The organism is Alkalihalobacillus deserti, assembly GCF_020734105.1.
GTDB classification, from domain to species: domain Bacteria; phylum Bacillota; class Bacilli; order Bacillales; family Bacillaceae_D; genus Halalkalibacter; species Halalkalibacter deserti.
In genome coordinates, this window is sequence record NZ_JAJAFR010000005.1 from 299,206 (window position 1) to 323,274 (window position 24,069).

Sequence of the window (24,069 nt, forward strand, 5' to 3'; positions counted from 1 at the left end):
GTTGAGTGTTTCATGAAAGCTGTTCAAGTAACAGGCGCACATAAGCTTGCGATTATTGAAAAGGAAAAACCAGTCATAACAGAGGCAAATCAAGTACTAGTAAAAGTGAAAATGGTCGGTATTTGCGGGTCAGATATGCATATTTACCACGGAACCAATCCATTAGCGACACTGCCCAGAATTATTGGGCATGAGGTCACAGGTCAAGTAGAAGAAATTGGAGTTAATGTGACGGGCCTTTCTATTGGAGATAAAGTAGTCATAGAGCCCATTGAAACATGTGGTGAATGCTATGCCTGTCGTACGGGAAGAAAGAATGTCTGCAGCAAGTTAGAAGTATATGGCGTTCACCTGGAAGGCGGAATGCAAGAATACTTAGTCATGCCAGACTACTTAGTTCATAAAGTGAGTCAGGATTTAGATTGGAAAGAGTCTGTATTGGTTGAGCCATTTACAATTGGGGCACAGGCCACTTGGCGTGGAAATGTGAAAGAGGGAGACACGGTGTTAATCATGGGTGCTGGTCCAATTGGTCTTTGTTGTTTGAAGATGGCCAAGGCAAAAGGCGCAACCTGTATGATTACAGATCTAAGTGAGGATCGTCTAGAATTTGCAAAGTCTTGGGGAGCAGATATCACGATCAATGCCGCAAAGGAAGATGTAAGAGAAAAAGTATTGAGCATAACCGAAGGCGAAGGGGCAAACATTGTCATCGATGCGGTTTGTATCCCGAAAACATTTGAGGATGCCGTTGAAGTGGTTTCTCCTGCTGGATATGTGGTCGTGCTTGGATTTGATACAGCTGCTTCTAGTATTCCGCAGTTGCCTATTACGAAAAAGGAAGTCACGGTTGTCGGTTCACGATTACAAACGGATAAATTTCCTGAAGTGATTCAATTATTCAATGAAAAGACGTTAGGAATAGAAGATATGGTGACACATGAATTTCCAGTAGAGAAGATTAAAGATGCGATCTCATTAATTGAAAAGTCTCCTAATGAAATCCGCAAAGTAGTAGTCACATTTTAAAAAATGATTGAGGGGTTAAATACGATGATTCAAAAATCTAAGATCATAATGGAAATGGTGGAGTCTGGCGTAGTGGCAGTTATCCGCACAGAAAGTGAAGAGGAAGCCATCCAGACTTCTAGTGCTTGTATGGAAGGTGGAATTAGATCGATTGAAGTAACGTTTACCGTGCCTGGGGCAGCAGATGTTATTTCGACTTTGGCGAAAAAGCCTGAGTTTAAAAACTTACTCGTTGGTGCCGGGAGCGTTTTAGATAGTGAGACAGCTCGGATTGCGATACTTGCTGGGGCAAAATATGTTGTAAGTCCTTGTTTTGATCAAGATACCGCCATCCTGTGCAACAGGTACCAAATCCCTTACATGCCGGGCTGCATGACAGTAACGGAAATGAAAACGGCGATGGAGTACGGTGCAGAAATTGTCAAAATGTTCCCGGGAAATCATTACTCACCATCAATCGTGAAATCAATTAAAGGTCCCATTCCGCAAGTTTCAATTATGCCAACAGGCGGAGTTAATCTTGAAAATGCAAAAGAGTGGATCAAAAGTGGAGCCGTTGCAGTCGGAATTGGCAGCGACTTAGCCAAACCTGCTAAAGTAGGAAACTATGAAGAAGTGACTGCTTTAGCTAAACAATATTGTGATCTCGTTAAAGAAGCAAGAGCTGAAATGTAATAGAATATTGGAGTGGATCATATGAAAATGGTATTTAGATGGTTCGGGGAAGGGAACGATAGTGTTTCTTTAAAACACATTGGCCAAATCCCGGGCGTAGAAGGTGTAGTATGGGCGCTTCATGATGTCCCCGTTGGAGAAGAATGGCCAATGGATAAAATTTTAGAAGTGAAAAAGCAAGCTGATAAGCATGATCTTAATATTGATGTTGTGGAAAGTGTAAATGTTCATGAAGATATTAAGCTTGGTTTGCCTACAAGGGACTTATACATTCAAAATTTTAAAAAGACCATTGAGAAGTTAGCGCAAGTCGGGGTTAAGGTGATCTGTTATAACTTTATGCCTGTATTTGACTGGATTCGTACAGATCTATTTAAAGAGCTTGAGGATGGTTCAACGGCGCTTTTTTATGAAGGATCGAAAATTGAAAATATCGATCCAATGGATTTAGTCAAAAAAATCAGTAAAAACTCAAATTTAACGATCCCTGGTTGGGAACCTGAAAGACTTTCTCATTTGGCTAAGTTATTTGAAGCTTACAAAGATGTGACAACAGAAGATTTATGGGATAACTTAAAATACTTCTTAGATGAAATTATTCCAGTTGCAGAAAAACATGATATTAAAATGGGGATTCATCCAGATGATCCGCCATATCCGGTTTTCGGTTTGCCGCGGATTATTATTAATCGCGAAAACATTCAACGATTGTTAAGTCTTGTTGATAACCCGTATAACGGTTTAACGCTATGTAGCGGTTCTTTAGGAGCCAATCCGAATAATAACATCGGAGAAATGGTTCGTGAATTTGCAGATCGCATTGCGTTTGCTCATATCCGCAATGTTCGAATATATGAAAATGGTGACTTTATCGAGACATCCCACAGAACCGAGGATGGCTCAGTTGATATTTACGACATTGTCAAAGCGTATCATGAGAATGACTTTACAGGATATGCGAGACCCGATCATGGAAGGCATATTTGGGACGAAGAATGCCGACCTGGATATGGGTTATATGACCGTGCGCTAGGAATTATGTATATGTGGGGAATTTGGGATTCTCTTGAAAGACAGAAGTAAGTGTGAAGACTTCTTGCAAGTATAGTAAATTTATGAGGGGAGTGTTGGGTTATGTTGCCACTAAATGAAAACCTTAAGGGAAAAGTAGCCGTGATTACTGGAGGAAGTGGTGTCCTCTGTAGTGCGATGGCAAAGGAACTGGCCAGACAGGGAGTTAAGGTAGCGATTCTTAATCGAACGGAAGAAAAAGGGAAAGAAGTTGAACAAAGTATTAGAGAAGCGGGAGGAGAGGCTTTAGCGATTGCTTGTGATGTTCTGGATATTGAAAACATCAAAAAAGCAGAACAAATCGTAACAGATACATTTGGTGTTTGTGACATTTTAATAAATGGAGCCGGCGGAAACCATCCAGACGGAATTACGACAAATGAAATCTTCCAACAAGAAGATTTGGAAAAGGATGACGTCTCTACTTTCTTTGATTTAAAGAGTGAAGGATTTAGCCATGTTTTTAACTTGAACATTTTAGGAACGGTAAACCCAACACAAATCTTTTTAAAGAAAATGATTCAAAAAGAAGATGCGGTTGTAATCAATATGTCGTCAATGAGTGCCCCGTCCCCAATGACGAAGGTTCCTGCCTATAGTGCGGCAAAAGCGGGTATTGATAATTTTACACAGTGGCTAGCCGTACATATGGCTCAAGCAGGAGTACGTGTAAATGCCATCGCACCAGGTTTCTTTTTAACAGCACAAAACCGAAATCTATTAACAAATGAAGACGGTTCACTCACTGAGAGAGCGAATAAGATTATTACACATACACCGATGAGAAGATTTGGTGATCCTGAAGATTTACTTGGAACATTATTATGGTTAGTTGACAGCAATATGTCTAGATTTGTAACAGGTGTAACCATCCCGGTTGATGGTGGATTTATGGCGTATTCGGGTGTTTAGGCGTTTACGGGAAGCATGGGGACGGTTCCTATGCTTCCAAATCTTTTTTCGCAATGTAACCAAAGAACCTATGGAAAGATAAAGGATTCTTCTATAGTACCTACATCCTATTTAAAAACCCACACAAAAAATGGATGAAAAATGCAATGAAATAGTATATGATAAATTTATTAAAAGGAAATACTACTCTTGATACTATTCAACCTCTTAAAAAAAACATAAATTCCTCTTGATCATTTCTTTTCAAGCAATCACCTTATCACCTATGGAACAGCAAAGTGCCTACTTTTTACTATATATGAACCCAAAAGAGCTCACAGGTAAGCAAACTACTTTATTAACTCAAATAAGTAAAAGCAAGTCAACCTACTTTTAAAGTATAAAAACCTCATCATCGTAATTTTTAGAAATGAATTCTACCATTTCCCTTCGGATAGCAAACCTCAAAAACCTTAACAGACCTTCATAGAAGAAAGTAAGCCCCAGTCATCACACAAGTAATCTCCCATCATTTTTTTGAAATACAAATCGAATAAGACCATTTTCTTATGTCTGGAGGAAAACATATGCCAGCGAAAATAACGAGTATTGGCATAAAAGGCTTAGATGGCTATCGTGTCCAAGCGGAAGTTCAACTCATTGATGGGTTCGAATCCATTGTCGTCGTAGGACTGCCAGATAAGAATCGAAAGAGAGGGTATCTGCCGCATTACACGAACCGGTTATTGATTAGTGCGATTTGCTAATTTAAAAAATGATAAAGGCAGTCTCCTTTTAGGTTGGCTGTCTTTGTTTACAGTAATCTAGTAATGACTTCATTCTTAGGAAGTAGAAATTTGTAATAATATAGAAAAATATGGTCATAGGTACAATCATTTTGTATTTTCAGCAATGGATATGGTGCCTGTCTCTCCCCGGATAATGCGCCAATGGGCTTTGGTTCTTTTTTGGAGTTCTGTTATAAAGCGTTATAGTTCTTGTGGTGGGGGAGGAACCTAGATTAGCCAATGGCAGGTACAACTTTCGCTGCTATAACTTTTTTAGTAGCGGTTATACTACTAGTAGCTCAGTTGTCTTTTTTAGTCACAATAATAAATACTAAAAAGACATTGGGGATTTGATTACAGAAAGAGACAGGAGGCATTTTACATATGAAAAAAGGAATCACATTTATGATGCTCGCTTTATTTTTTGCTATGATTTCAGCATGTGGTGAATCGGAAGCAATAGATGAGGCGGTTGGGGAAGAAGAAGTGGAACCTATACCAGTTGAAGAGGGAGAGGCTGTTGACGAGGATCAGTCGGTTGACGTTGATACAGGTCTTTTAAGCGTCGTGATTACAATCCCTCCAGATATGCTTGAAGGCCAAGATATAGAGCAATTGATTGCGGATGCAGAAGAAGCTGGTGTAAGAGAAGCGACAGAAAACGAAGATGGCTCGCTTACTTATGAAATGTCTAGGGCGACACATAATGAGATGATAAAGGAGATGGAAGAAGGAATCAACGAAAACCTTGAGGAAATAAAAGATAGTGAAGACTATCCGTCCATTCAGGATGTAACTGCTAATAACTCCTATTCTGAGTTTACTTTAGTCGTTGATCAAGAAGCTTTTGAAAACAGTTTTGATGGGTTGGCGGCATTAGGGCTGGCGATGACAGGAATGTATTATCAACAATTTAATGGAGATGATCCAGATCACATGAAAGTAACGGTACATTTTAAAAATGCTGAGACAGGTGAGGTGTTTGATACAACGGTGTATCCTGATGCGTTTGATGAGTAGGTTGCGGTACCCTTTTTGGTGCCTGACCCCCACTGCGTTAATGCTGTAAAGCGCCGGGAAAGCAATGGCTCCACACGTTGCGCGCCTGCTATGAGAAATCCACTAAAAAGCAGTAAAACAAAGCAACGGTTCCGATCATTGCTTTAAAGGCCAGTGAAAAAGGGGAAAACCGTACCTTTTTCACTGGCCTTAAAAAATTGGAGGGAGCTTGTTATTTTTTATTGTCAGATAACCATTGTAAGACATTCTTTAAAGAAGAGTCGGCAAATCGCTTTAAGACATCATACGTTATATAACCTACATGTGGAGTTAGAATTGTATTTGAACAATTTTTAAATGGATTTTCGACTAAAGGCTCAGTAGAAAGAGTATCAATTCCGGCACCTAAAAGATGATTATTGTTTAAAATTCTTGCTAATTCTTGCTCATCGACCAGCTCACCTCGAGATGTATTAATCAAAATAGCTCCTTTTTTTAACAAAGACAGTTTGTCACGGTCTAATAATTGACGGAATTCAGGCAGGAGTCGCAAGTGTAAAGATACGATATCTGAAGTAGCAAGAACTTCTTCAAGACTGACGATTTCTACATTGTACTCTTCTTTTTCATTTCCTTCTCTACCTCGAGGACGCCAAGCAACAACTTCCATCCCAATACTATTAGCTACTTGACTAACTCCTTTCCCGATTTTCCCAAAGCCAATTAATCCTAGGCGCTTATTTCTTAATTCAATACCGGGTAACTGTTCCCACTTTCCTTCTTTAATTGAAACTTGATGGTATGAAAATTGCCTGGCACAACCAATCATAAGCCCAACAGTTAATTCAACAACAGACTGAGAAGAAACTCCTTCCGTAGTGAGAATCTCAATGCCGTTTTTTTTGGCAGCAACTTGGTCAATGTGGTTTAGGCCTTTACCGGTTTGAGAGATTAAAGATAAGCTTGGTAGTTGATTTATAACGCTTCCATTTAGTGGAGTGCGTTCACGCATGAGCACAACAATTTCAGTATCTTCTAAAACATCAATAATCTCTTGATTGCTTTTCATTTTTTCATGATGAAGATGAATATCATGTCCTGCTTTTAGTAGTTCTAAGTAAAATTCTGAGTTTGAAAAAACATTTTCATAATCACCTAATATAGTGATCGTACTCATATCTCTACCTCCTCATTGGTTACTTTAAATATTACAATAAAATTAGTTTTGTTTAAATCTATTTTAAGATAAAAATTACTTATGATAATTGATAAAATAATTATATTTCACTTACATAATTGGTTCATGTACGATTTGAACTAGGAAGAAAAAGTAATTATGTAGATAAAATTATACTTATTTGAGGAGGCCTATTATGCCACAACGATTTGACCTGGTAGTTGTTGGAGCAGGAAATGCAGCTCTTTGTGCTGCGATTTCTGCAAAAGAGAAAGGTGTAAATGTATTGGTCCTAGAACGTGGACCTCGCCACAAAAGAGGTGGTAACTCATTTTTTACAGATGGTGCCATTCGTTTTGCTTTTAATGGTAAGGATGACATAAGAGCAATCATTCCTAAATTAACAGATGAAGAAGCATCAAAAATTAATATTCCTAGATATAGTGAAGTAGATTATTATGAAGATCTCATGAGAGTCACAAACGGACAAAGTAATCCAGAGCTAGCCAAGCAACTTGTAACTAAATCTTATAAAACGATTAAATGGATGAAAGAACAAGGAGTCAACTTTGATCTCATCTATGATAATCAATCATTTTTGAAAGACGGTGTTTATCAATTTTGGGGTGGCCTACCTGTCAAGACAGAAGACAAAGGTGTTGGGTTAATTAAACAGTTAAATGCACGTGCCGAACAACTGGGGATTGATATTTGGTATGACTCCCGAGCTATTAAATTAAATACGGAAGATCAACGAATTTCCTCTATTGTTGTTCAACAAGGTGATAAGGAAGTTACAGTCGAGACAAAGAGTGTTGTACTAGCGTGTGGTAGTTTTGAGGCAAACAAAAAAATGCGTAGTGAGCATATAGGAGAGGAGTGGGAAGCGGCTATTGTGCGTGGAACTGAATTTAATACAGGTGACGGAATTACAATGGCGTTAGAAATAGGAGCACAACGCTACGGGGAATGGTCTGGATGCCATTCAATTGGAACAGATGCTAATGCTCCTAAGGTTGGTGATTTTACAAAGCCTGGTGATATTTTCAAAAAGCATTCATATCCTCTTGGAATCATGATTAACAAGGACGGCTACAGATTTGTTGATGAAGGAGCAGATTTTAGAAATTATACGTATGCTAAGTATGGACGTGAAATTCTCAAACAACCAGGTCATATTGCTTACCAAGTTTATGATTCACAAGTTCGTCCAATGTTGCGAAAAGAATATGATCTCGAAGAAGCGACTTTCTATCAAGCTGAAACTCTTGAAGAACTAGTAGACCAATTGCCTGTAAATAAGGAGCAATTCCTTCAGACGATAAAAGAATATAATAGTGCTGTACAAGAAGGGAATTATAACCCTACAGAAAAAGACGGCAAAAACACAAGAGGAATTACCCCTCCAAAATCGAATTGGGCATTAGAGGTAAAAGAAGGTCCTTTTTATGTGTTCCCAGTTACATGCGGTATTACGTTCTCTTTTGGAGCTTTACATGTAAATTCAGTTGGTGAAGTACTAGACCAAGAAGAGAAACCGATATCTGGACTGTTTGCAGCAGGTGAAATGGTAGGAGGGATATTTTACCGAAATTATCCTGGTGGATCTGGCTTAATGTCAGGTGCTGTTTTTGGCAAACTAGCAGGCGAATCTGCAGCTCAATATGCAAATGAAGTGAAAGCGGATACAATAAAATAAATACTAGAAAAACCTCTTTTTTTAATAGAAAAGGAGGTTTTTTGGTTTTGTATCCATGATTATACTTTCTTGAAATAAAATAAGTTTTTTTTATTAAGATTAATAAAATAATTATATTTCACTTATCAAAGATGTTGATGTAACATTCTATACAGTTAGAAATTATTAATAAAGTTTATGAGTGTCAATCTTACTTAAGGGGGAGAAAAATGACTTTTAAAAAGAAGATGTTTCTACCAACTATTTTGTTAGCGGTTACATTGTTTTCAGCAGCGTGTTCGTCAGATGAATCAGCCGGTTCAGACAGTGGTAAGTTTTATGAAGATGAAATCATTGAAATGTTAGTACCATTTGGTGCTGGGGGAGGAACAGATGTATTTGCCCGGTTTGTTGGACCTTATATGACTGAAAACATTGAAGGCGAGCCAAAAGTTCAAGTAATAAATGTACCAGGAGGCGGTAGTATTACAGGTGCAAACGAATTTTACAGATCTAAAGAAGCAAACGGATTGAACCTTCTTGCAACGAGTGGATCTACTCATACGCCTTACTTACTAGGAGAAAGTGCAGTCCAATATGATTTAGCAAAATTAACTCCGCTAGTTGGATTTACTTCAGGTGGCGTTGTTTATACAACTCCAGAAATTAAAGAGAATATTCAAAATGAAAAGTTAGTCTATGCGGGAATTAGTGCAACAGGACTTGACCTTGTTACACTTCTAGCATTTGAAGTACTGGAGCTAGATGTGCAAAGCGTTTTAGGATATGAAGGAAGAGGACCTTCCCGTGTTGCATTCGAGCAAGGGGAGTCAACCATTGATTATCAAACAACCTCTGCCTATTTAACAAATGTTGAGCCACTTGTTCAAGAAGGATTCGCAGAACCTTTATTCTCTTTCGGTCAAATGAAAAAGGGAGAAATTGTTCGGGATCCTGTATTCCCAGATCTACCAAGTATTAAGGGATTTTACGAAGAACTTCATGGGAAAGAACCATCTGGACCAGCCTGGGACTCTTATAAGACATTTGTAGGCTCTGCGTTCACTTTACAAAAAATGATCTTTGTTCATGGAGATGCCCCAGAAGAAGCAGCTGATACACTTAACGCTGGGTTGACTAGTTTGCTAGATGATGAGTCGTTCTTTGCAGGAGGTGAGGAGATTTTAGGAGGATATCAACCGTACATTGGAGAAGAACTTGAAAGCGTTTTCGATGATAGCTTTGTTAATGTTTCAGAAGAAAATATTAATTGGGTTAAGAATTTCCTTAAGGAAAAGTATGATGTGACAGTAGAATAGGAAGGTTCTTTTGTTCTGATTTCTGATTTCAATATGGTCAGAAATCAGAACAGGTTTTTAAAAAGGAGTAATTGAAAGGATGGGGTAGAGTGCTAGAAGCTGCATATGAAGCACTATTAATGATTTTAGATCCAAATAGACTCTTATTTATGTTTTTAGGAATTGCTATTGGTTTAACCCTTGGGGTCTTACCGGGCTTAAGTGGCACAGTAGGGATGGCAATCTTACTACCATTTGTTTATGGAATGGATCCTTTTACAGGAATGGCTTTGTTAATTGGAATGGCAGCCGTATTGCATACAGGCGATACATTTCCTTCGATTCTGCTAGGAGTACCAGGTTCTTCAGGATCGCAGGCAACGATTATGGATGGTCACCCGTTGGCAGAACAAGGGGAATCATCTAAAGCTCTTGGTGCAGCATTTTTTGTATCAATGATTGGTGGAGTTATTGGTGGAGTTGTCCTTTTTCTTTCAATTCCAATCGTTCGGCCATTAGTACTCGCATTTGGTTCTCCCGAATTGTTTATGCTTGCCTTACTCGGACTCAGTATGGTAGGTATTCTAGCAGGTAAATTTCCGATTCGAGGGGTTATTGCTGGAGTAATCGGCTTAATGCTTGGAAGTGTTGGGAGTGCGCCCTCAACTCCGGAGTATCGCTATACGTTTGATAGTTTATATTTAAGCAGTGGAATTCCCCTTGCCGTATTTGCTCTTGCTCTATTTGCTTTCCCTGTGATTATTGACCTTCTAGCTGCTGACCGTAGCATTTCGAAAAAAACGGAGGTAAAGGGCAAATGGTTTAGTGGAGTACAAGAGGCAGTTAAACACAAGTTTCTCATCTTTAGAAGCGCTGTACTAGGGGCAATCCTCGGATTTATACCAGGGATTGGCGGTAGTGTTGTAGACTGGGTCTCTTATGGCGTAGCGAAACAAACTGTTAAAAACAGTGAAAACTTTGGAAAAGGCGACATTCGAGGTGTAATTGCACCGGAGAGCTCAAACAATGCAAAAGAAGGTGGAGCATTAATACCTACGTTAATGTTTGGGATTCCTGGAAGTGGAACAACAGCCATTCTTCTAGGTGGCCTAACATTAATGGGTTTACAGGCCGGTCCGAGGTTAGTGACAACAGAATTATCGTTAACATTATCGATAATCTGGACGTTAATTATTGCCAATGTCATCGGTGCAGCACTTTGTATTCTATTAATTAAACCAATTTCAAAACTCAGCTTCATTCAAGCAAATAAACTAATGCCGTTTTTACTAATTATCATCTTACTTGGGGCTTACCAAAGTACAACAAGTTGGGGAGATCTGCTTTTGTTTGTGGTGATTGGTTTGTTTGGCTGGGTGATGAGTCGGTTGGATTGGCCAAGAGCTCCGATGTTAATTGGTTTTGTCCTAGCGGCTTCAACAGAACGATATTTATGGATTTCAATGACAAGGTACGAATATGATTGGCTTATGAGACCGGGTGTTATTATTATCGGCATCATTATTATCCTTGTTTTAATAGGTGGTTTTATTTTGAACTCAAGAGAGAAGAAACAAGAGGAGGCACAGATGCATCATGGAACTAACACGTTCAAAAATTAACTTCATTTTCTTAGGATTGTTAATTGTTGTTTTTGTCTATACCTTTATTGATGCGCTTCACTTTGCAGAAGCAGCAAGATTCTTTCCTTTGTATGTTTCTGCATCTGGAATCGTTCTTATTTCTCTAGAGCTTATTATTACGTTTTTTAAAACTAAAAAACAATCACACGGTGATCCTACGTTGTTTCACCCACATTTGAAACTTGCTTTAAGATATATTGCTTGGGTAGGGAGCTTTTTATTACTCATCTTTATCATGGGATTTAAACTAGCAGCAGTTTTATTCTTACTTGCATTTTTAAAAATGGAGTCAGGCTTTAGCTGGATCAAAACAGTCATAGCCATTGCTTGTGTCATGCTGTTTTTTATTATAGTTGGCGATTGGTATTTGAATTTAAATTGGCCGAAAAACTTATTAAATTTATAAAAGGTAAAAAACCTCCTAAGGAGGTTTTCGATGATTAGATATTATTTTTTGACGTGAGCAGTAGAATATTCAATTAAAAAATCAATGAATTCTTTTACGATTGGATATTTTATTTCTGATTCTTTATAAAGAAGCCAAGTATTTCTCTGTAATGGATTATTTTCATAATCAGTTAGTTCTATTTTTTCTAAGTCTGGGATATTTGATAACCCTAAGCTAGGGACTATAGCATATCCTAAACCTTTGGCTACTAGCTTTTTACATGTCTCAATATTATCAATCTCCATCGTTATCGTTGGGGGTTGAGAGAATTGTTGGTGCCACCATTTATCAATAATTTGTTGGAGTTTTGGATCTGTATTAAAAGTAATTCTCGGGAGTGTCGGTAATTGAGTTAAATCAATTGGTGTCTTTGAAATAACACAAACTGATTCTGTGTTTAATAAAATTGCATTTTCATGCCATTGATGGTCTCCTCTGATAATACCGATATGGACACTATCTTGCTCTAGGTGCTTTAAAATTTTGTGGCTCCAGCCTGTAAATACAGTGAATTGAACATTGTTATATTTATCTAAGAAGTTTTTTAGAATGTCTGGAAGTAAATATCTAGCAAAGTTACTAGAGACACCTAGGCGAATAATGCCTTCTAAGTTATCATTCATATTTAGAAGATGATCTTTTGTTTTTTGTAACTTATACAACATTTCATCGGCATATTTTACTAGGTATTCGCCTTCAGATGTGAATTTAATCCCTTTTTTATTACGCCATAAAATTTTAACGCCAACTTCCTCTTCAAGATGGTTAAGTCTATATGTAAGGGCAGGTTGAGAAATAAATAACTTTTCAGCAGCTCTCGTAATATTTTTTTCTTCGTAAACCATTTTTAAGATTAACCAGTCTTTTTCATCCATAGTAGCCAACTCCTTATATGAAAAGTATACTATACACCCACTTTCCATACGATTGTAAATTGGTAATTTATTCACTTAAAAACCTTCAAGTGAAGGAATAGATTGGAGTTTTTGTATTGGCACATTATAAAATCGGCATAATGAAAGGCGACGGCATTGGGCCGGAAATTGTTGGAGAAACAATTAAGGTTTTAAATGCTGTTCAAGACATCGTTGAAGATTTAACTTTAGAATATAACTATTATCCTGTTGGTCTTATATCCTATCAAGAAAATGGGGCAACCCTCCCAAAGAAAACGATAGAAGGCTTACAAAACTGTGATGCCGGACTGCTTGGGCCTTTAACTACACATATTTACGACACTGAAAACCCTAATATGGTCAATCCTAGTGGCGCATTGAGAAAGTTTTTTGATCTGTATGCCAATATTAGACCTACGAAAAAATATGAAGGAGTCGATACTAGGTTTAACGATGTGGACCTTGTTATTGTAAGGGAAAATACAGAAGGAATGTACGCTGATCGAAACATGCATTTTAATACAGGGGAATTCATGCCGAACCCCGATACAGTACTATCATTTAGAGTCATTACACGTAAAGGTAGTGAACGTCTTGCCCGCATTGGTTTTGAGTTGGCTCAAAGCCGTAAAAAGAAGGTGACGATCGTTCACAAGAAAAACGTACTTAGAAAGGGCTGCGGTCTTTTTTTTGAAAGTTGTCATACAATAGGAGAATCATTTGAAAATATCAAGATCGATGATTATCATATTGATGCTTTTGCCATGCATTTAATTCAACGGCCTGAGGACTTTGATGTAGTCGTAACGACCAACATGTTTGGTGATATTCTATCTGATCAAGCTGCTGGGTTAGTTGGAGGGCTAGGACTTGCACCAGGCTTGAATTTAGGTGATTCTTTTTTAATCGCGCAAGCAACACACGGTTCTGCGCCCGATATTGCTGGACAGAATAAGGCAAACCCAGTTGCAGAAATTTTGTCTGCAAAAATGATGCTAGAATGGCTCGGCATCAGAAACGACGACAAGAGTGCCAGTAAAGCCGCGGCTCTTATCGATTGTGCAGTTGAAGAAGCATTCAAGCGAAACATGAAGACTACTGATTTAGGTGGTACTCTATCAACAACAGATTTTGGTGACAAGCTAATCGAAATTATGGAGAATAGTGTTATAGTTTAACAGTCATTTATACAATTTTCTAAAAAGGGGAAAAGGCTTTTTCCTTTTTTCTCTTTTAAAATCAAAGAAGGCGAACCCTATGATTAAAAAAGTTTTGTATATTTGCATAGCTGTTGCAATTGGTGGTCTCTTCTCATCTCTTAACGTTCCAGCAGGCTGGCTACTTGGTTCGATTTCAACTGGGATTGTGAGTGCATTTTTCGTTGTAAAAATCCATCTCCCCAATAATTTATTTAAGTTATCCCTGGCAATGATAGGAGGAAATATTGGGTTGATGCTGCGGCCAGACCAATTCTTGGACTACCACGCACTTATGGCTCCGTTTCTTTTGACTCTTATTCTGACGCTTGCTGGGGGGATTTCTTTAGGACTTTTTTTGAAGCTGTATTCCAATTTAAATGCCAATACAGCGTTTTTTTGCTGTTTGCCTGGGGGAGCATCAGAAGTTATTGGACTAAGTGATCAATACGGAGCTAATCAGCAAATTGTGGCTGCTTTTCATACAACGAGAATCACCTTATTTGTCCTAGTTATTCCATTAGTCGTTGGTTTACATGCGCCAATTTCCACTCAAGCCTTTCAAACGACCAATTATGCTTTTACTCAATATGTTTTTGCTCTTTTCCTTTTGTTTATTGTAATGGTGTTAACAATAGTTCTAAGTAAACGCTTCAGCTTTCCTGGCGCTTCATTGTTTTTTGCGATCGGGTTGGGATTCTTAGCACACTTAATGTTTCCAGCTGTTGAAATGCCAGGATTTATTACAGGTATAGCCCAAGGTATTATGGGAGCTATTATTGGGATGAGATTTGACCGTAATACATTTAAGCAAATAAAAAGTATTGGATTCATAAGCGGAGTTACGTTAACGATGTATTTTTTTATGAGCTTAGGATTAGCAACGATTTTTTTCCTGCTAACACCGATTGATTGGTTTACAAGTTTATTAAGTATTGTCCCAGCAGGTGCTGCAGAAATGGCGTCAACGGCAACAGCATTGAACATTGAGCCATCCATGGTAGCTACATTACAGATGGCAAGGGTGTTGGCTTTATTTCTTGTGTTGCCATTTTTAATTAAGATGTTTGCGAAATCAGATAAAATCAAAGAAAACGAAACTATGTTACGAGAAAAACAGATTTACATAAAGAAGGAAAGTAAATAAGATCGTGCCTTGTAGGTTCCTGCAGGTTCCTGACCCCTAATACGTTGATACGTTAAAGGATGGGGGGGCAGGAACCCAAAACAAGGTCGGAATTCTTTACGGAGATACTGGAAAGAAACAAAATGGTAAGTAATCAATATTTCGTTAAGAAGGTTTCAAAAAGATTAAAGTTATAAAATAATCATATAGAAGAAACTTGCCCTATTAGCTCACTTCCTTAATTGGTGATGGGCTATTTTATTTTGCGCTTTTTTATCCTTTCGTCAACATGGCGATGTTACGGCAGCCGCTTGAAAAAAAGGATGGATACGTAACGGTGGAGTGCGCTCTACTGATTGTGACTTTTCCTGAACGTATCAAACCGCGTTTCAGGACCCATCTATGACCGAACCGATGTATTACTTTCATTATACCCTGTGAGTCTTGATCAGCCTTTTGAAACAAGGGAGTCATCTTTGGTGATTAAAAAAAGAGTGGAACAAGCAAGACAAAGGCAATATGATCGCTATCAGGCAGAATTGTGCAATGCCAGAGTTTCATTTGAGCGACTAGCAGAAGTGAGTCCATTAACAGACAATCAGCAAGAAATGATCACTCAAGTATCATCAAAGCAGCAATGGAGTAATCGCGTCAGAGGCTGTGGATTAGTTAAAAAATCCGGTAAGAGAGAAACCGACTTTCTCTCACAATAAGTGGACAACCTTCACTTTATACATAGGTTTTTCCACATTACGTTGGTTATCCACAAAGGTGACTAAGATTATTTCGATCAAGGGATGAACTATCCACATCTAATCCCCAAATCCGGGTGCTGTTACCACCCGGATTTTGTCAAAGAGCATATCGTATTCGGCTTATGACTGCTTTAGTTTTTGACGTAAATGCGGGAATTTAGGAATGATTCCTTTTTTCGATTGTTTTTATTAATAGGTAGACAATCGTGTTAATTGAAATACAGTTGGTGGTTGGGTCGATGGGAAAAGCGGACGATGCAATAAGAGGTACGTTGCACTTGTTTGTCTAGGGCGTGGTACGAAACGTTGAGCGAGTATTCTTTGATGTTTTTGAAGGTGATAATGGATTGTGTCGAGTTCTTTGGATGGCGTTTGATTGATTTAATGTGGTGATAGAAGATCCAACTGCATTCAGATTGTTTCGGTGAGTGGGTGGGAAAGGCATAAATGTGCTCAAGTGGGTTTACTGGAATCGGGATTTTGCTTTGGATGCCTGTTTTGTGGGTGACCGCGATTCGTCTGCCGTCGTATTCAGCTCCTCCTTCTAAGCAGGCCTCTTTCAACAGTTGAAGGGGTGTTTTTCTCACATAAAGCAGTTGGTCTCGTTCCCAAACGATGGTGTCGTAATCGGTATGATAGGCGGGGAGTAGAGCAAAAGTATCCGGGTTGATTTCGTAGTGTTCAAGAATGATTTTTGGCATCGTTTTCGGGCTCCTTTAGATTGAATTGGGTTTTAAGAAGAAGGTTTGACGACGGACGATCGTCCACAAAGAAGGTTAGAAAGAGAATTTTTTTTTTATGTGCTTGTCCCTTCTGAAGTTGTTTCGTTTTTTTGGTAGATTCCTAGCTAGTAGTAGTAGCTAGGAATTAGGAGTGATACGGAATCTAATTTGGATTGTTAGTAAGTTAGCTACCTGACTGTGCACCTGATAGCCACGCAGGAAAAGATTCACTCTTAATCCGTGCTTCGTTTGTATCTAACCAATTCCAATGCTCCACAACGGGAGTTTCTTTTCTTTTTTCCGTAGTGAACATCTTATTCACCGTCCCGTAGAAATAGGGAATGAAGCTTGTTTTGATTTGATTGCTCTTCAGTTGGTAGATGGATTGTTTGAAAGCTTGAATCACAGTGTAGACATGTACATCAATGGGTTGGCTTAATCGATTACTATAGTGGGCCAACCTCGCTCGATCCCATAAGCTACAAATCTCCTTTGCTTTGTTGAAAAAAGGTTTAACGGCTGTGACAAAAGGTTCTGGAACATTAGAAGGAACAAAGGTGTAATCGAGTGATTCTACTGATTCTATACGTATCTTTTGTATTAGATGATTTTTTAAAGATTTTATAGATTTAATAGAACTAGTTTCAGATGGCTGATTTGTGGTTGGAGTGATTGTTGGTGTTGGAGTTGGGAGCTTTTTACGGTCTGTCAAAATCGCTCCGTCAAAGCGGTGGAAGATATAGACGTTATGGGAGTAACCACCTTTCTCTCTAATCGTATGGTGGACCGAAAGAATGTTGTATTTTTTTGCTTTTCTAAGCATGCGTTCAAAGGTCGAGCGGGAGATGGCTTGTTTCTTTGTTTGTGAGGCCTGAACTAGCTTATCAATTCGTGCATTGCAAACACCAATATGTTTGACACTAAACTGTGCGAGCGTGAACAAAGCGGTGCGTTCTCCTTTTGTGAAATGATGTCCGTGTAGATACTGGGCTTGTTTCATCGATTCATTGAATTCCTTCACCGTTTCAAACGGACTTAAGTGCGCGAATTTTGATACATGACCTGGCTTCATTTGGTAGCCTCCTTAGATAGAAGTTGTGTCTTTTCTCGCTGGTAGCTCTACCATAATGGAGTTTTTACGATCCGTCATATCGTGAAAAAGGATATTTGGTAGGGTGAATAGGTATGGTTTTTGAAGTTTGATCTAGCCGTTTTGCAAGAATGGGAGTGGGAGTGAAGGTGGTTTTGTGGAAATGGTGTAATTTTGGGGATGCGAGGGGGAGGTACCTGTCACTCCCAAAAAAATGAAAATAGAACCCCGATGAAAATTTCGAACAAAAGAAAAGCTGTCCGACTATCTTCCGACTGGAATCACGGTATTGCGTGGCTGTCACCCAGCCCTTTAAAGCGCAAAGGTACTATAGTTTTTTAGCGGTAAATTGGTTATAGAAGACAAAAAATCATAGAGCTTATTGGAATAAGATCCATGAAGATGCGGCCTTCCTTGGAGCCTTGTCTTTAGATGGCCACGTGGTAAAAGTGGAAGGCATGTTGCCTGCTTTGATTGTAGCCAAAGGGCTAGGATTTAAACAAGTTTTTCTTCCATATGATCGGCTTCTTCCTATTGAGATGTTAGAAGGGATTGAATGCGCCGTTGTTCACCATTTGAAATTGAGTAAAACTGTTGAATTCTACTTGACGGTTACAATAATATCAAAATAGGCATAAAATTGAAAAAATTCATTGTAGACCAATTGTAGATATGATATATTGAAAAATGTAAATTTTAGAAAAAAATGGGGGTATTACAGTTGAAAAAATTTAAAATGAAAACAGTGTTAGCAAGTGTGGTTATTGCTTCTGTTGCACTAACGGCATGTGGAAATGAAGAGGAAGCTGCTACAGAAGTAGTGGCAGAGGTTGATGCGCAAGAAGAGGCTAAGGCTGAAGAAGAAGTAGAAGAAGTAGAAGAAGTAGAAGAAGAAGAAGTAGAAGGAGCACAAGCTGACTTTACATATGACTTTAACATCGATGGACGCACGTTAACTTTTGATTGGGAGCCAACAAACTTTGAGCTTTCAGTAGATAACTACGGTCTAGAAAATGTTGATGGTGAGGGGCATGCTCATCTTTGGTTCAAACAAGAAGGTGAAGAAGGACCTGCGACTCGAGTAGGTATCAACGATTACAACTTCACAAAAGAGCTAGACTCAGAGGAATTCCCTGCTGGAACTTATGAAGTGGAAATCGAATTAGCAGAAAACAATCATGCTCCAATAGAAGGTACACAAACTACAGTAACAGTTGTAATTGAAGATTAATTAGCAGGGGAAGCATGGGAACGGTTCCCATGCTTCCTAAACCAAATAAATATTTTTTGAAAATTGAAATAAAATAGTATATGATAGATCTATTAAAAAGCAAACCTAACGCTTAAAACAATTCTACCCCTTAAGTAAACACGAATTTTCTTATGACAACTCTAACAATCTCCTATCACCATTCGAACATCAAAGTGCAACGTTCTGTTACAGACCCCACATTTTAAAGAACTCATTTTCAAAAGGAAAGCTAATCTGTTTGTAACAACGTCATAAGCATGACCATAGGCAAGGTAATTAAAATCACTGGGTGGCAATACTCTGCACCAATACTTGCATTTTTCTACACTTTTTTCTTACAAAATATACCTCGTACCCTTAAAAGTAAACGTATGACGAATATTAGATCCCTTATCTATTGAAAATTCAATATTTTTACCCGAATGCGATGCAGCCGAGGTTTATGAAAATAGAGGAGATATTGGATTATTATGTTGGAACGGTGGAGGATAGGAGGAAGCTGTATTATGAGGGAGTGAGGAGGTAGGCTGACGGAGGAAGGCACTACTTATCCATCATGCTTAAAGAGCTAAATGGAGTGACAGTAAGACAGTTGTCGAGAATAACGGGGATATCAAAAGTGTTATTCATTGTGTTCGTTAAGGACGGAACCAGTCTCTTGTCCCGCTCTTAGCATTTCCTCTCTTTTATTCCAGGTTGACTTAGATTCTATAAAACACGATTATTGAATGGTTTGTATGGTGTTTCCCCCACAATGGTTGCGTTAAGGCACCCCTTTAGATAGTTTAAATTACAGACTATTGCTTTTAATCCATAGTAATAGGTATCGTTATACTTTTTTTGTTTCCATGCTAATTCACCACTTACAGTACCTAAAGATAAAATGTCTACCTTTAGAGTTAGTGAAATTCCATCTTTCATAGGGAAGTCAAGGTCTGTCGAAAATGACAACCCCCCGAGCCCAATGTTATGGATCTTTACTTTTCTCTTATTAGAGTCTATCGCTTGTTCATTAATGGTATGAATGACAAGATAACCTTCTAGTGGTTGCTGGAATAATATTCTCGGATATAATCGATTTTTCATGTTAGCCCTCGCATTTACCGTATTTACACTGATTATAGTGCTAATCACCCGAGAAATTTGTCGTAATTTGTAAAGGCTGATGAAATTAATTCTGGTACCTGTCACTCCTCGAACCCAATTTCTTTGGATGATAATTGAATATTCGCTCCAGGTTGAAATTGTGTAAGGATCATAATACTTTAGTTGTATTGAATCCTGCAGCAATTGATAATTTTAAAAATGAATTTATCATTCCCCGACAGAAGACTCCCCTCTTCAAGCGCTGGAAGGGGGAGATGAATGGCGATGGTGTTAGCCAAAACGAAAGCAAGAGTTCCCTTTGAGCAACTAGCAGAAGTGAGTCCATTAACAGTGAATCAACAAAAAATGATCACTCAAGTTTCATCCAAGCAGCAATGGAGCAATCGTGTCCAAGTTAAAATGAACCATCTTGCAAGAACCATTTCTGATTTAGAGGGAGAGTCACGGGTGACAGACGAAAGTTTGCGCATCTAGCGCACTAAATGGTTCATCTAACAATGAAAGTTTTGGCTCTGTAGCAAGTGTCCTAGTAGGCGCAACCCGTTGTTTCATCCCCCCAGAAAGAGAGGGAATCGGAAAATCAGCATATTGGGAAAGCCCCACTAATTCAATGCGCTCGAAGTGGCGGCAGCTGGAGGCCATAATGTACTGATGAGCGGTCCTCCTGGCTGTGGGAAAAGCTTGCTCATGAGAAGTTGGGATCGCCTCAGACTGCCCCTTATCGACACCCTCATCATTCCGCTTCTTCTGTTGCGATTATTGGCGGGGGTCAGGCACCTTTTTATACTTGCTCGTTGGTTTGATCACGCTTCTTTGAACATGCGATAATCCTGCTTCTGGAAAAATCGCGTGAGTAAAGTGGGATGGAACAAGAAGGAATTATCGTCCATATGGTTCCATATGCAATAAGTGAATACAAGGACCGTGCTGTTTGTGGTATTCTCTAAAGAAGATTATCGTAAAAATAATGTCAGTACCTAAACCTGTATCCTTAACTTTGAGTGACTTAAATACCATAATCTTATATATATTGCTCAGGCTGAAAGATGGATGGGTAGTTTTGAAAGAGAGGTTATAGAATGGCCATAAAAGAAATGGCTGATAGGTTGTTATTTCAACGTTCAAAACTTGGATTAAATGACCAGTCTTTCATTATTGGAATTGACTGAATAGTTAGTAACGGGGGTGAGGATTGATGAGTCAACATGACTTTCACGATCAAGCCCCCCAGGAATATAAGCCGTCTACATTCGGTTACAACAGATACGTTGAAACATATGGGACAAAGTGTCCCTCCTGATGAAGTGAAGCCTGGAGATCTAGTATTCTTTGATACGTACAAAATTGACGGTCGTGTTGGGATTACGTCGGTGATGGTCAGTTTTTAGGAGCGCAATCTAGTACAGGAGTAGCTTTTGTAGATATGACTTCCGGATATTGGGCGAAGGTTTTTAATGGTCGTGTTAAGAGGATTGGATAAAAATTTTCTTCTGTATTCAGTAAGCGAAGAGTACAAGCTCAATCGTACTAACCTCTTGAAGATATAAATTCACTTCCCATAATTGTTTGGAAGTGGTGATGATACAGCTTTCAAGGAAACTTACATTTTTTCTCGCGCTGTGGACGCAAACTATCGAGTTCCTTGCACAGTTGATAGACCTTCTTTTTATTGAGCGAATAATCTTGGTTCATTTTCGATAGCCGGCTTCATATCCATCACCAGCTATTTCTTCAAGTAACCAATAATGAGTTCGTCTGGGACCTTTTGATCGGCCTCTGTGATGTGTATCCTGGTGGTGGACGTCCCTCACTTCCTTCTTTCTCTTCTACTTAATAATTTTTTTTGATCGTAGTAGGTAGAACGAGAAATGCCAATGATTCTTAGCACCGTTTGTATCGCGTAGCCTTTGGAGATCCACTTGTCAGCTACTTCAAATTTTTCAGCAAGTGAGGGTTTTTCTTTTTTATAAGGCCTTGTAGAACAGCCCTTTTTTCAAGATTCTTCTCACCTAATAGCTTTTTAATTGATCATTATCTTGAGATAATTTTTTAACTTCTAAGAGTTCTATATTGGTTGCTTGCGTGTCTCCATACTTGCCATCATTGTATTCTCTAATCCAACGACTAACTATGTTTGGATTTAATTTGTAGTGACGAGCAACAATCGATTTTTTCCCTGTTTCAAGTACTTCTCTTATACCGTTTAATTTCTTCTTTAGTGTTTTGGTCGTTTCATCATAAAAGCCCCCTTGATCGTAAGAATAAGTTATTTCACTATAACTGAACAGTCTGTTTAGGGGCTATAGAGAACGATACATCCAGATGTAAGAGTTATATAGAATCTTAGAGAGCTAGTAGCGTTAGTAAGTAGCGATGGCCACATACAGGGCAATCGCTTCTGAGCGAAAGGAGGATCATTCTTGTGAAAAGCATTCAAAGTCGCCTATTGATCATGCTTATTATTTTTATCATCTTGCCGTATTTTTTATCTGTGCTTTTGATTTATGGGTATACGAAGAAGAATGTGGAGCGGTATGAGCTTGCAAGCAGTCACGATCAAATGCAAGAGGTGTCTGATCATCTCGAACAATACTTTCATGACATGATCCATCTTCCGTATATTTTGTATCGAAATGCTGATTTATTTCGAATTTCAGAAAATGATTTTGAAAATTCAACTTATTCAAACCCATTGGTTATTGAAAAAGCCCTGAAAACTTTTTATTTGATGCGAAGAGAAATTCGTCAAGTTCGGTATTATATTGCTAACGAAGAAAACTCGTTTTCTGTTTATAATGCGATGATCAGTACCCGTAAGCATCAACCAGATTTATTGAAGCTAGCTTCGATTCAGGATCTGGTCAACTCTGACCAGAATTTTGTGATTGAGCCGCCGCATCAGATTCAGAATTATACCGATGCCGCGATTATTCCCCAGTCGGACAAAACGATGGTTTTGACGATTCATCATAAAATCATAGATGTCCTGTCAAACGAACTTCTTGGCATCATCACGATTGATATCGATATGGATGAATATACCCGCATAAGTGACCGTCTCATTCAGGGGGGGGAGGAATCGGCATTTTTAATTGATTCGAATGGTTTAATCATATATGCAAGTGATCAAGACTTGATCGGAAAACCTATACCTGCCGATTTACAGTCGCAGATCAATCAGGAGGAAATCTATTCTGATGATGGTGATATTATCTTGTCCAGAACGTTGCCTGGGCCGTTGGAACAATGGAAATTAGTTAAGATAACTCCGAGTGAGTTCCTCTTCAATGAGGTGAGGCAAACCGCCCATACAAATATCATTGTCGGTGTGGGAGTGGTATTTTTGGGTTTATTAATGGTTGTCATTATTTCTTACAAGATTACTCGTCCAATCAAACTCCTTAGCAGGAAAGTACGGAAAATTGAGGGCGAGAATATGGATATGGACGTGCTGTTTGATGATCAACGGGAAGATGAAATCGGCCATCTGGAAAAGCATATAAAGGGTATGATGGACCGGATTAATCTTCATATTGAACGTGAATATAAACTGGAGATTGAGAATAGGAAAAACCAGTTCAAGGCTCTAAAGTCTCAGGTTAATCCGCACTTCTTATATAATTCATTACAGTCCATTGGTGCGGTTGCTCTAAGGTCCAATTCTCCGGATGTGTATAAATATGTGACGTCCCTCTCTAAAATGATGCGATACTCCATTCGTGCAGATCAATGGGTGTCGGTTCAAAGCGAAGTGGATTATATAAAAGCATATTTGGAACTTCAAATGGAGCGTTTTCGAACCGGTTTAAGCTACTCTATTGATATACACGAGACGATTCTTGATAGGATCGTTCCAAGTATGATCCTACAGCCGCTCGTTGAAAATTTTTTTAAACACTGTTATGAAGCGGGGGTTTATGAAGCTCATTTGCGCATTTACGGAGAAATACGAGAAGAACATTTATATCTGGTTGTAGAAAATAATGGACCTAGTTTAACGGATGTAGAGCTAAAGACATTAAGGGAGAAAATCTATACATCGGATGATGAAGCCTATTCACACGAGCATATCGGTTTGAAAAATATTCATGATCGATTAGTTCTAAATTATGGACCGGGAGCAGGAATTGAACTAGATACGAAGGATGGACAAGGGTTTTCCGTGCGGCTTATGATTCCATTACTTTCAAAGGAGGATGAAATACATGAAAGCTCTGTTGGTGGATGA

Annotated in this window: 22 protein-coding genes and 3 pseudogenes; 19 read left to right on the forward strand and 6 right to left on the reverse strand. The window is 38.6% G+C overall.

Translation table 11 applies throughout. The features are described from left to right. Positions 1-12 precede the first annotated feature (12 nt). The 6 genes from LDX58_RS12410 (at position 13) to LDX58_RS12435 (ending at position 5,474) form a co-directional block, all read left to right on the forward strand. On the forward strand, positions 13-1,029 hold the full coding sequence (locus tag LDX58_RS12410; RefSeq protein WP_227937147.1) for a zinc-binding alcohol dehydrogenase family protein: 1,017 nt from the start codon (positions 13-15) through the stop codon (positions 1,027-1,029). 24 nt (positions 1,030-1,053) lie between these two features. Continuing rightward, on the forward strand, positions 1,054-1,704 hold the full coding sequence (locus LDX58_RS12415) for a bifunctional 2-keto-4-hydroxyglutarate aldolase/2-keto-3-deoxy-6-phosphogluconate aldolase (protein WP_265416656.1): 651 nt from the start codon (positions 1,054-1,056) through the stop codon (positions 1,702-1,704). Between the two features lie 21 nt (positions 1,705-1,725). Further along, positions 1,726-2,787: a mannonate dehydratase gene (gene uxuA, locus LDX58_RS12420; protein ID WP_227937148.1), complete on the forward strand. Its 1,062-nt coding sequence runs from the start codon at positions 1,726-1,728 to the stop codon at positions 2,785-2,787. A gap of 51 nt (positions 2,788-2,838) precedes the next feature. Further along, positions 2,839-3,687, forward strand: a complete 849-nt coding sequence (locus LDX58_RS12425; RefSeq protein WP_227937149.1) for an SDR family oxidoreductase — start codon at positions 2,839-2,841, stop codon at positions 3,685-3,687. 566 nt (positions 3,688-4,253) lie between these two features. Then, a complete protein-coding gene (locus LDX58_RS12430; RefSeq protein ID WP_227937150.1) occupies positions 4,254-4,433 on the forward strand; it encodes a hypothetical protein in 180 nt (59 codons plus the stop codon). A 405-nt stretch (positions 4,434-4,838) separates the two neighbouring features. Beyond that, a complete protein-coding gene (locus LDX58_RS12435; RefSeq protein ID WP_227937151.1) occupies positions 4,839-5,474 on the forward strand; it encodes a hypothetical protein in 636 nt (211 codons plus the stop codon). Between the two features lie 211 nt (positions 5,475-5,685). Here the strand turns inward: LDX58_RS12435 and LDX58_RS12440 are convergent, their stop codons facing one another. Beyond that, a complete protein-coding gene (locus LDX58_RS12440; protein WP_227937152.1) occupies positions 5,686-6,630 on the reverse strand; it encodes an NAD(P)-dependent oxidoreductase in 945 nt (314 codons plus the stop codon). Between the two features lie 196 nt (positions 6,631-6,826). Here LDX58_RS12440 and tcuA point away from each other — a divergent pair, with 196 nt between their 5' ends. From tcuA to LDX58_RS12460, 4 genes are all read left to right on the forward strand, one after another. Continuing rightward, positions 6,827-8,329, forward strand: coding sequence for an FAD-dependent tricarballylate dehydrogenase TcuA (gene tcuA / locus LDX58_RS12445; RefSeq protein WP_227937153.1), 1,503 nt, complete (start codon positions 6,827-6,829; stop codon positions 8,327-8,329). Positions 8,330-8,538: 209 nt separating this feature from the next. Then, positions 8,539-9,627, forward strand: coding sequence for a Bug family tripartite tricarboxylate transporter substrate binding protein (locus tag LDX58_RS12450; protein WP_227937154.1), 1,089 nt, complete (start codon positions 8,539-8,541; stop codon positions 9,625-9,627). A gap of 89 nt (positions 9,628-9,716) precedes the next feature. Continuing rightward, positions 9,717-11,228: a tripartite tricarboxylate transporter permease gene (locus tag LDX58_RS12455; protein ID WP_227937155.1), complete on the forward strand. Its 1,512-nt coding sequence runs from the start codon at positions 9,717-9,719 to the stop codon at positions 11,226-11,228. Then, complete coding sequence (locus LDX58_RS12460) at positions 11,203-11,655, forward strand: tripartite tricarboxylate transporter TctB family protein (RefSeq protein WP_227937156.1); 453 nt, start codon at positions 11,203-11,205, stop codon at positions 11,653-11,655. The genes LDX58_RS12455 and LDX58_RS12460 overlap by 26 nt, the downstream gene beginning before the upstream one ends. Before the next feature lie 41 nt (positions 11,656-11,696). On the opposite strand, the gene LDX58_RS12465 is transcribed toward LDX58_RS12460, so the two are convergent. Continuing rightward, complete coding sequence (locus tag LDX58_RS12465) at positions 11,697-12,572, reverse strand: LysR family transcriptional regulator (RefSeq protein WP_227937157.1); 876 nt, start codon at positions 12,570-12,572, stop codon at positions 11,697-11,699. Positions 12,573-12,688: 116 nt separating this feature from the next. Here LDX58_RS12465 and LDX58_RS12470 point away from each other — a divergent pair, with 116 nt between their 5' ends. From LDX58_RS12470 to LDX58_RS12480, 3 genes are all read left to right on the forward strand, one after another. Beyond that, positions 12,689-13,771, forward strand: a complete 1,083-nt coding sequence (locus LDX58_RS12470; RefSeq protein ID WP_227937158.1) for an isocitrate/isopropylmalate dehydrogenase family protein — start codon at positions 12,689-12,691, stop codon at positions 13,769-13,771. 79 nt (positions 13,772-13,850) lie between these two features. After that, complete coding sequence (locus LDX58_RS12475) at positions 13,851-14,936, forward strand: AbrB family transcriptional regulator (protein WP_227937159.1); 1,086 nt, start codon at positions 13,851-13,853, stop codon at positions 14,934-14,936. A 458-nt stretch (positions 14,937-15,394) separates the two neighbouring features. Continuing rightward, positions 15,395-15,628, forward strand: coding sequence for a magnesium chelatase subunit ChlI family protein (locus LDX58_RS12480; protein ID WP_227937160.1), 234 nt, complete (start codon positions 15,395-15,397; stop codon positions 15,626-15,628). A gap of 251 nt (positions 15,629-15,879) precedes the next feature. Here LDX58_RS12480 and LDX58_RS12485 read toward each other — a convergent pair whose 3' ends face one another. Together LDX58_RS12485 and LDX58_RS12490 are read right to left on the reverse strand one after the other, a co-directional pair. Then, complete coding sequence (locus LDX58_RS12485) at positions 15,880-16,371, reverse strand: competence protein ComK (protein WP_227937161.1); 492 nt, start codon at positions 16,369-16,371, stop codon at positions 15,880-15,882. Between the two features lie 205 nt (positions 16,372-16,576). Beyond that, entirely contained in the window at positions 16,577-17,464 is an 888-nt protein-coding gene (locus tag LDX58_RS12490) for a hypothetical protein (RefSeq protein ID WP_227937162.1), read from the reverse strand. 410 nt (positions 17,465-17,874) lie between these two features. Between LDX58_RS12490 and LDX58_RS12495 the strand changes: the two genes are divergently transcribed. Then, entirely contained in the window at positions 17,875-18,114 is a 240-nt protein-coding gene (locus LDX58_RS12495; RefSeq protein WP_227937207.1) for a magnesium chelatase domain-containing protein, read from the forward strand. Positions 18,115-18,203: 89 nt separating this feature from the next. Continuing rightward, entirely contained in the window at positions 18,204-18,713 is a 510-nt protein-coding gene (locus LDX58_RS12500) for a hypothetical protein (RefSeq protein ID WP_227937163.1), read from the forward strand. Between the two features lie 729 nt (positions 18,714-19,442). Here the strand turns inward: LDX58_RS12500 and LDX58_RS12505 are convergent. Beyond that, the gene (locus LDX58_RS12505) at positions 19,443-19,820 is read right to left on the reverse strand and encodes a PilZ domain-containing protein (RefSeq protein WP_227937164.1); all 378 of its coding nucleotides are present in this window, start codon (positions 19,818-19,820) and stop codon (positions 19,443-19,445) included. A 285-nt stretch (positions 19,821-20,105) separates the two neighbouring features. Here LDX58_RS12505 and LDX58_RS12510 point away from each other — a divergent pair, with 285 nt between their 5' ends. Next, positions 20,106-20,315, forward strand: coding sequence for a magnesium chelatase subunit ChlI family protein (locus LDX58_RS12510; protein ID WP_227937208.1), 210 nt, complete (start codon positions 20,106-20,108; stop codon positions 20,313-20,315). Here LDX58_RS12510 and LDX58_RS12515 read toward each other — a convergent pair. Beyond that, positions 20,301-20,441 (reverse strand): annotated as a pseudogene (locus LDX58_RS12515) (ATP-binding cassette domain-containing protein); the annotation flags it as partial. The gene LDX58_RS12510 and the pseudogene LDX58_RS12515 overlap by 15 nt on opposite strands. A 12-nt stretch (positions 20,442-20,453) precedes the next feature. On the opposite strand from LDX58_RS12515, the pseudogene LDX58_RS12520 reads away from it, so the two are divergent. From LDX58_RS12520 to LDX58_RS12535, 3 genes and pseudogenes are all read left to right on the forward strand, one after another. Continuing rightward, positions 20,454-20,620, forward strand: a pseudogene (locus tag LDX58_RS12520) (ATP-binding protein); the annotation flags it as partial. A 471-nt stretch (positions 20,621-21,091) separates the two neighbouring features. Further along, positions 21,092-21,321 (forward strand): annotated as a pseudogene (locus LDX58_RS12525) (C40 family peptidase); the annotation flags it as partial. Between the two features lie 942 nt (positions 21,322-22,263). Continuing rightward, complete coding sequence (locus LDX58_RS12535; RefSeq protein WP_227937165.1) at positions 22,264-24,069, forward strand: cache domain-containing sensor histidine kinase; 1,806 nt, start codon at positions 22,264-22,266, stop codon at positions 24,067-24,069.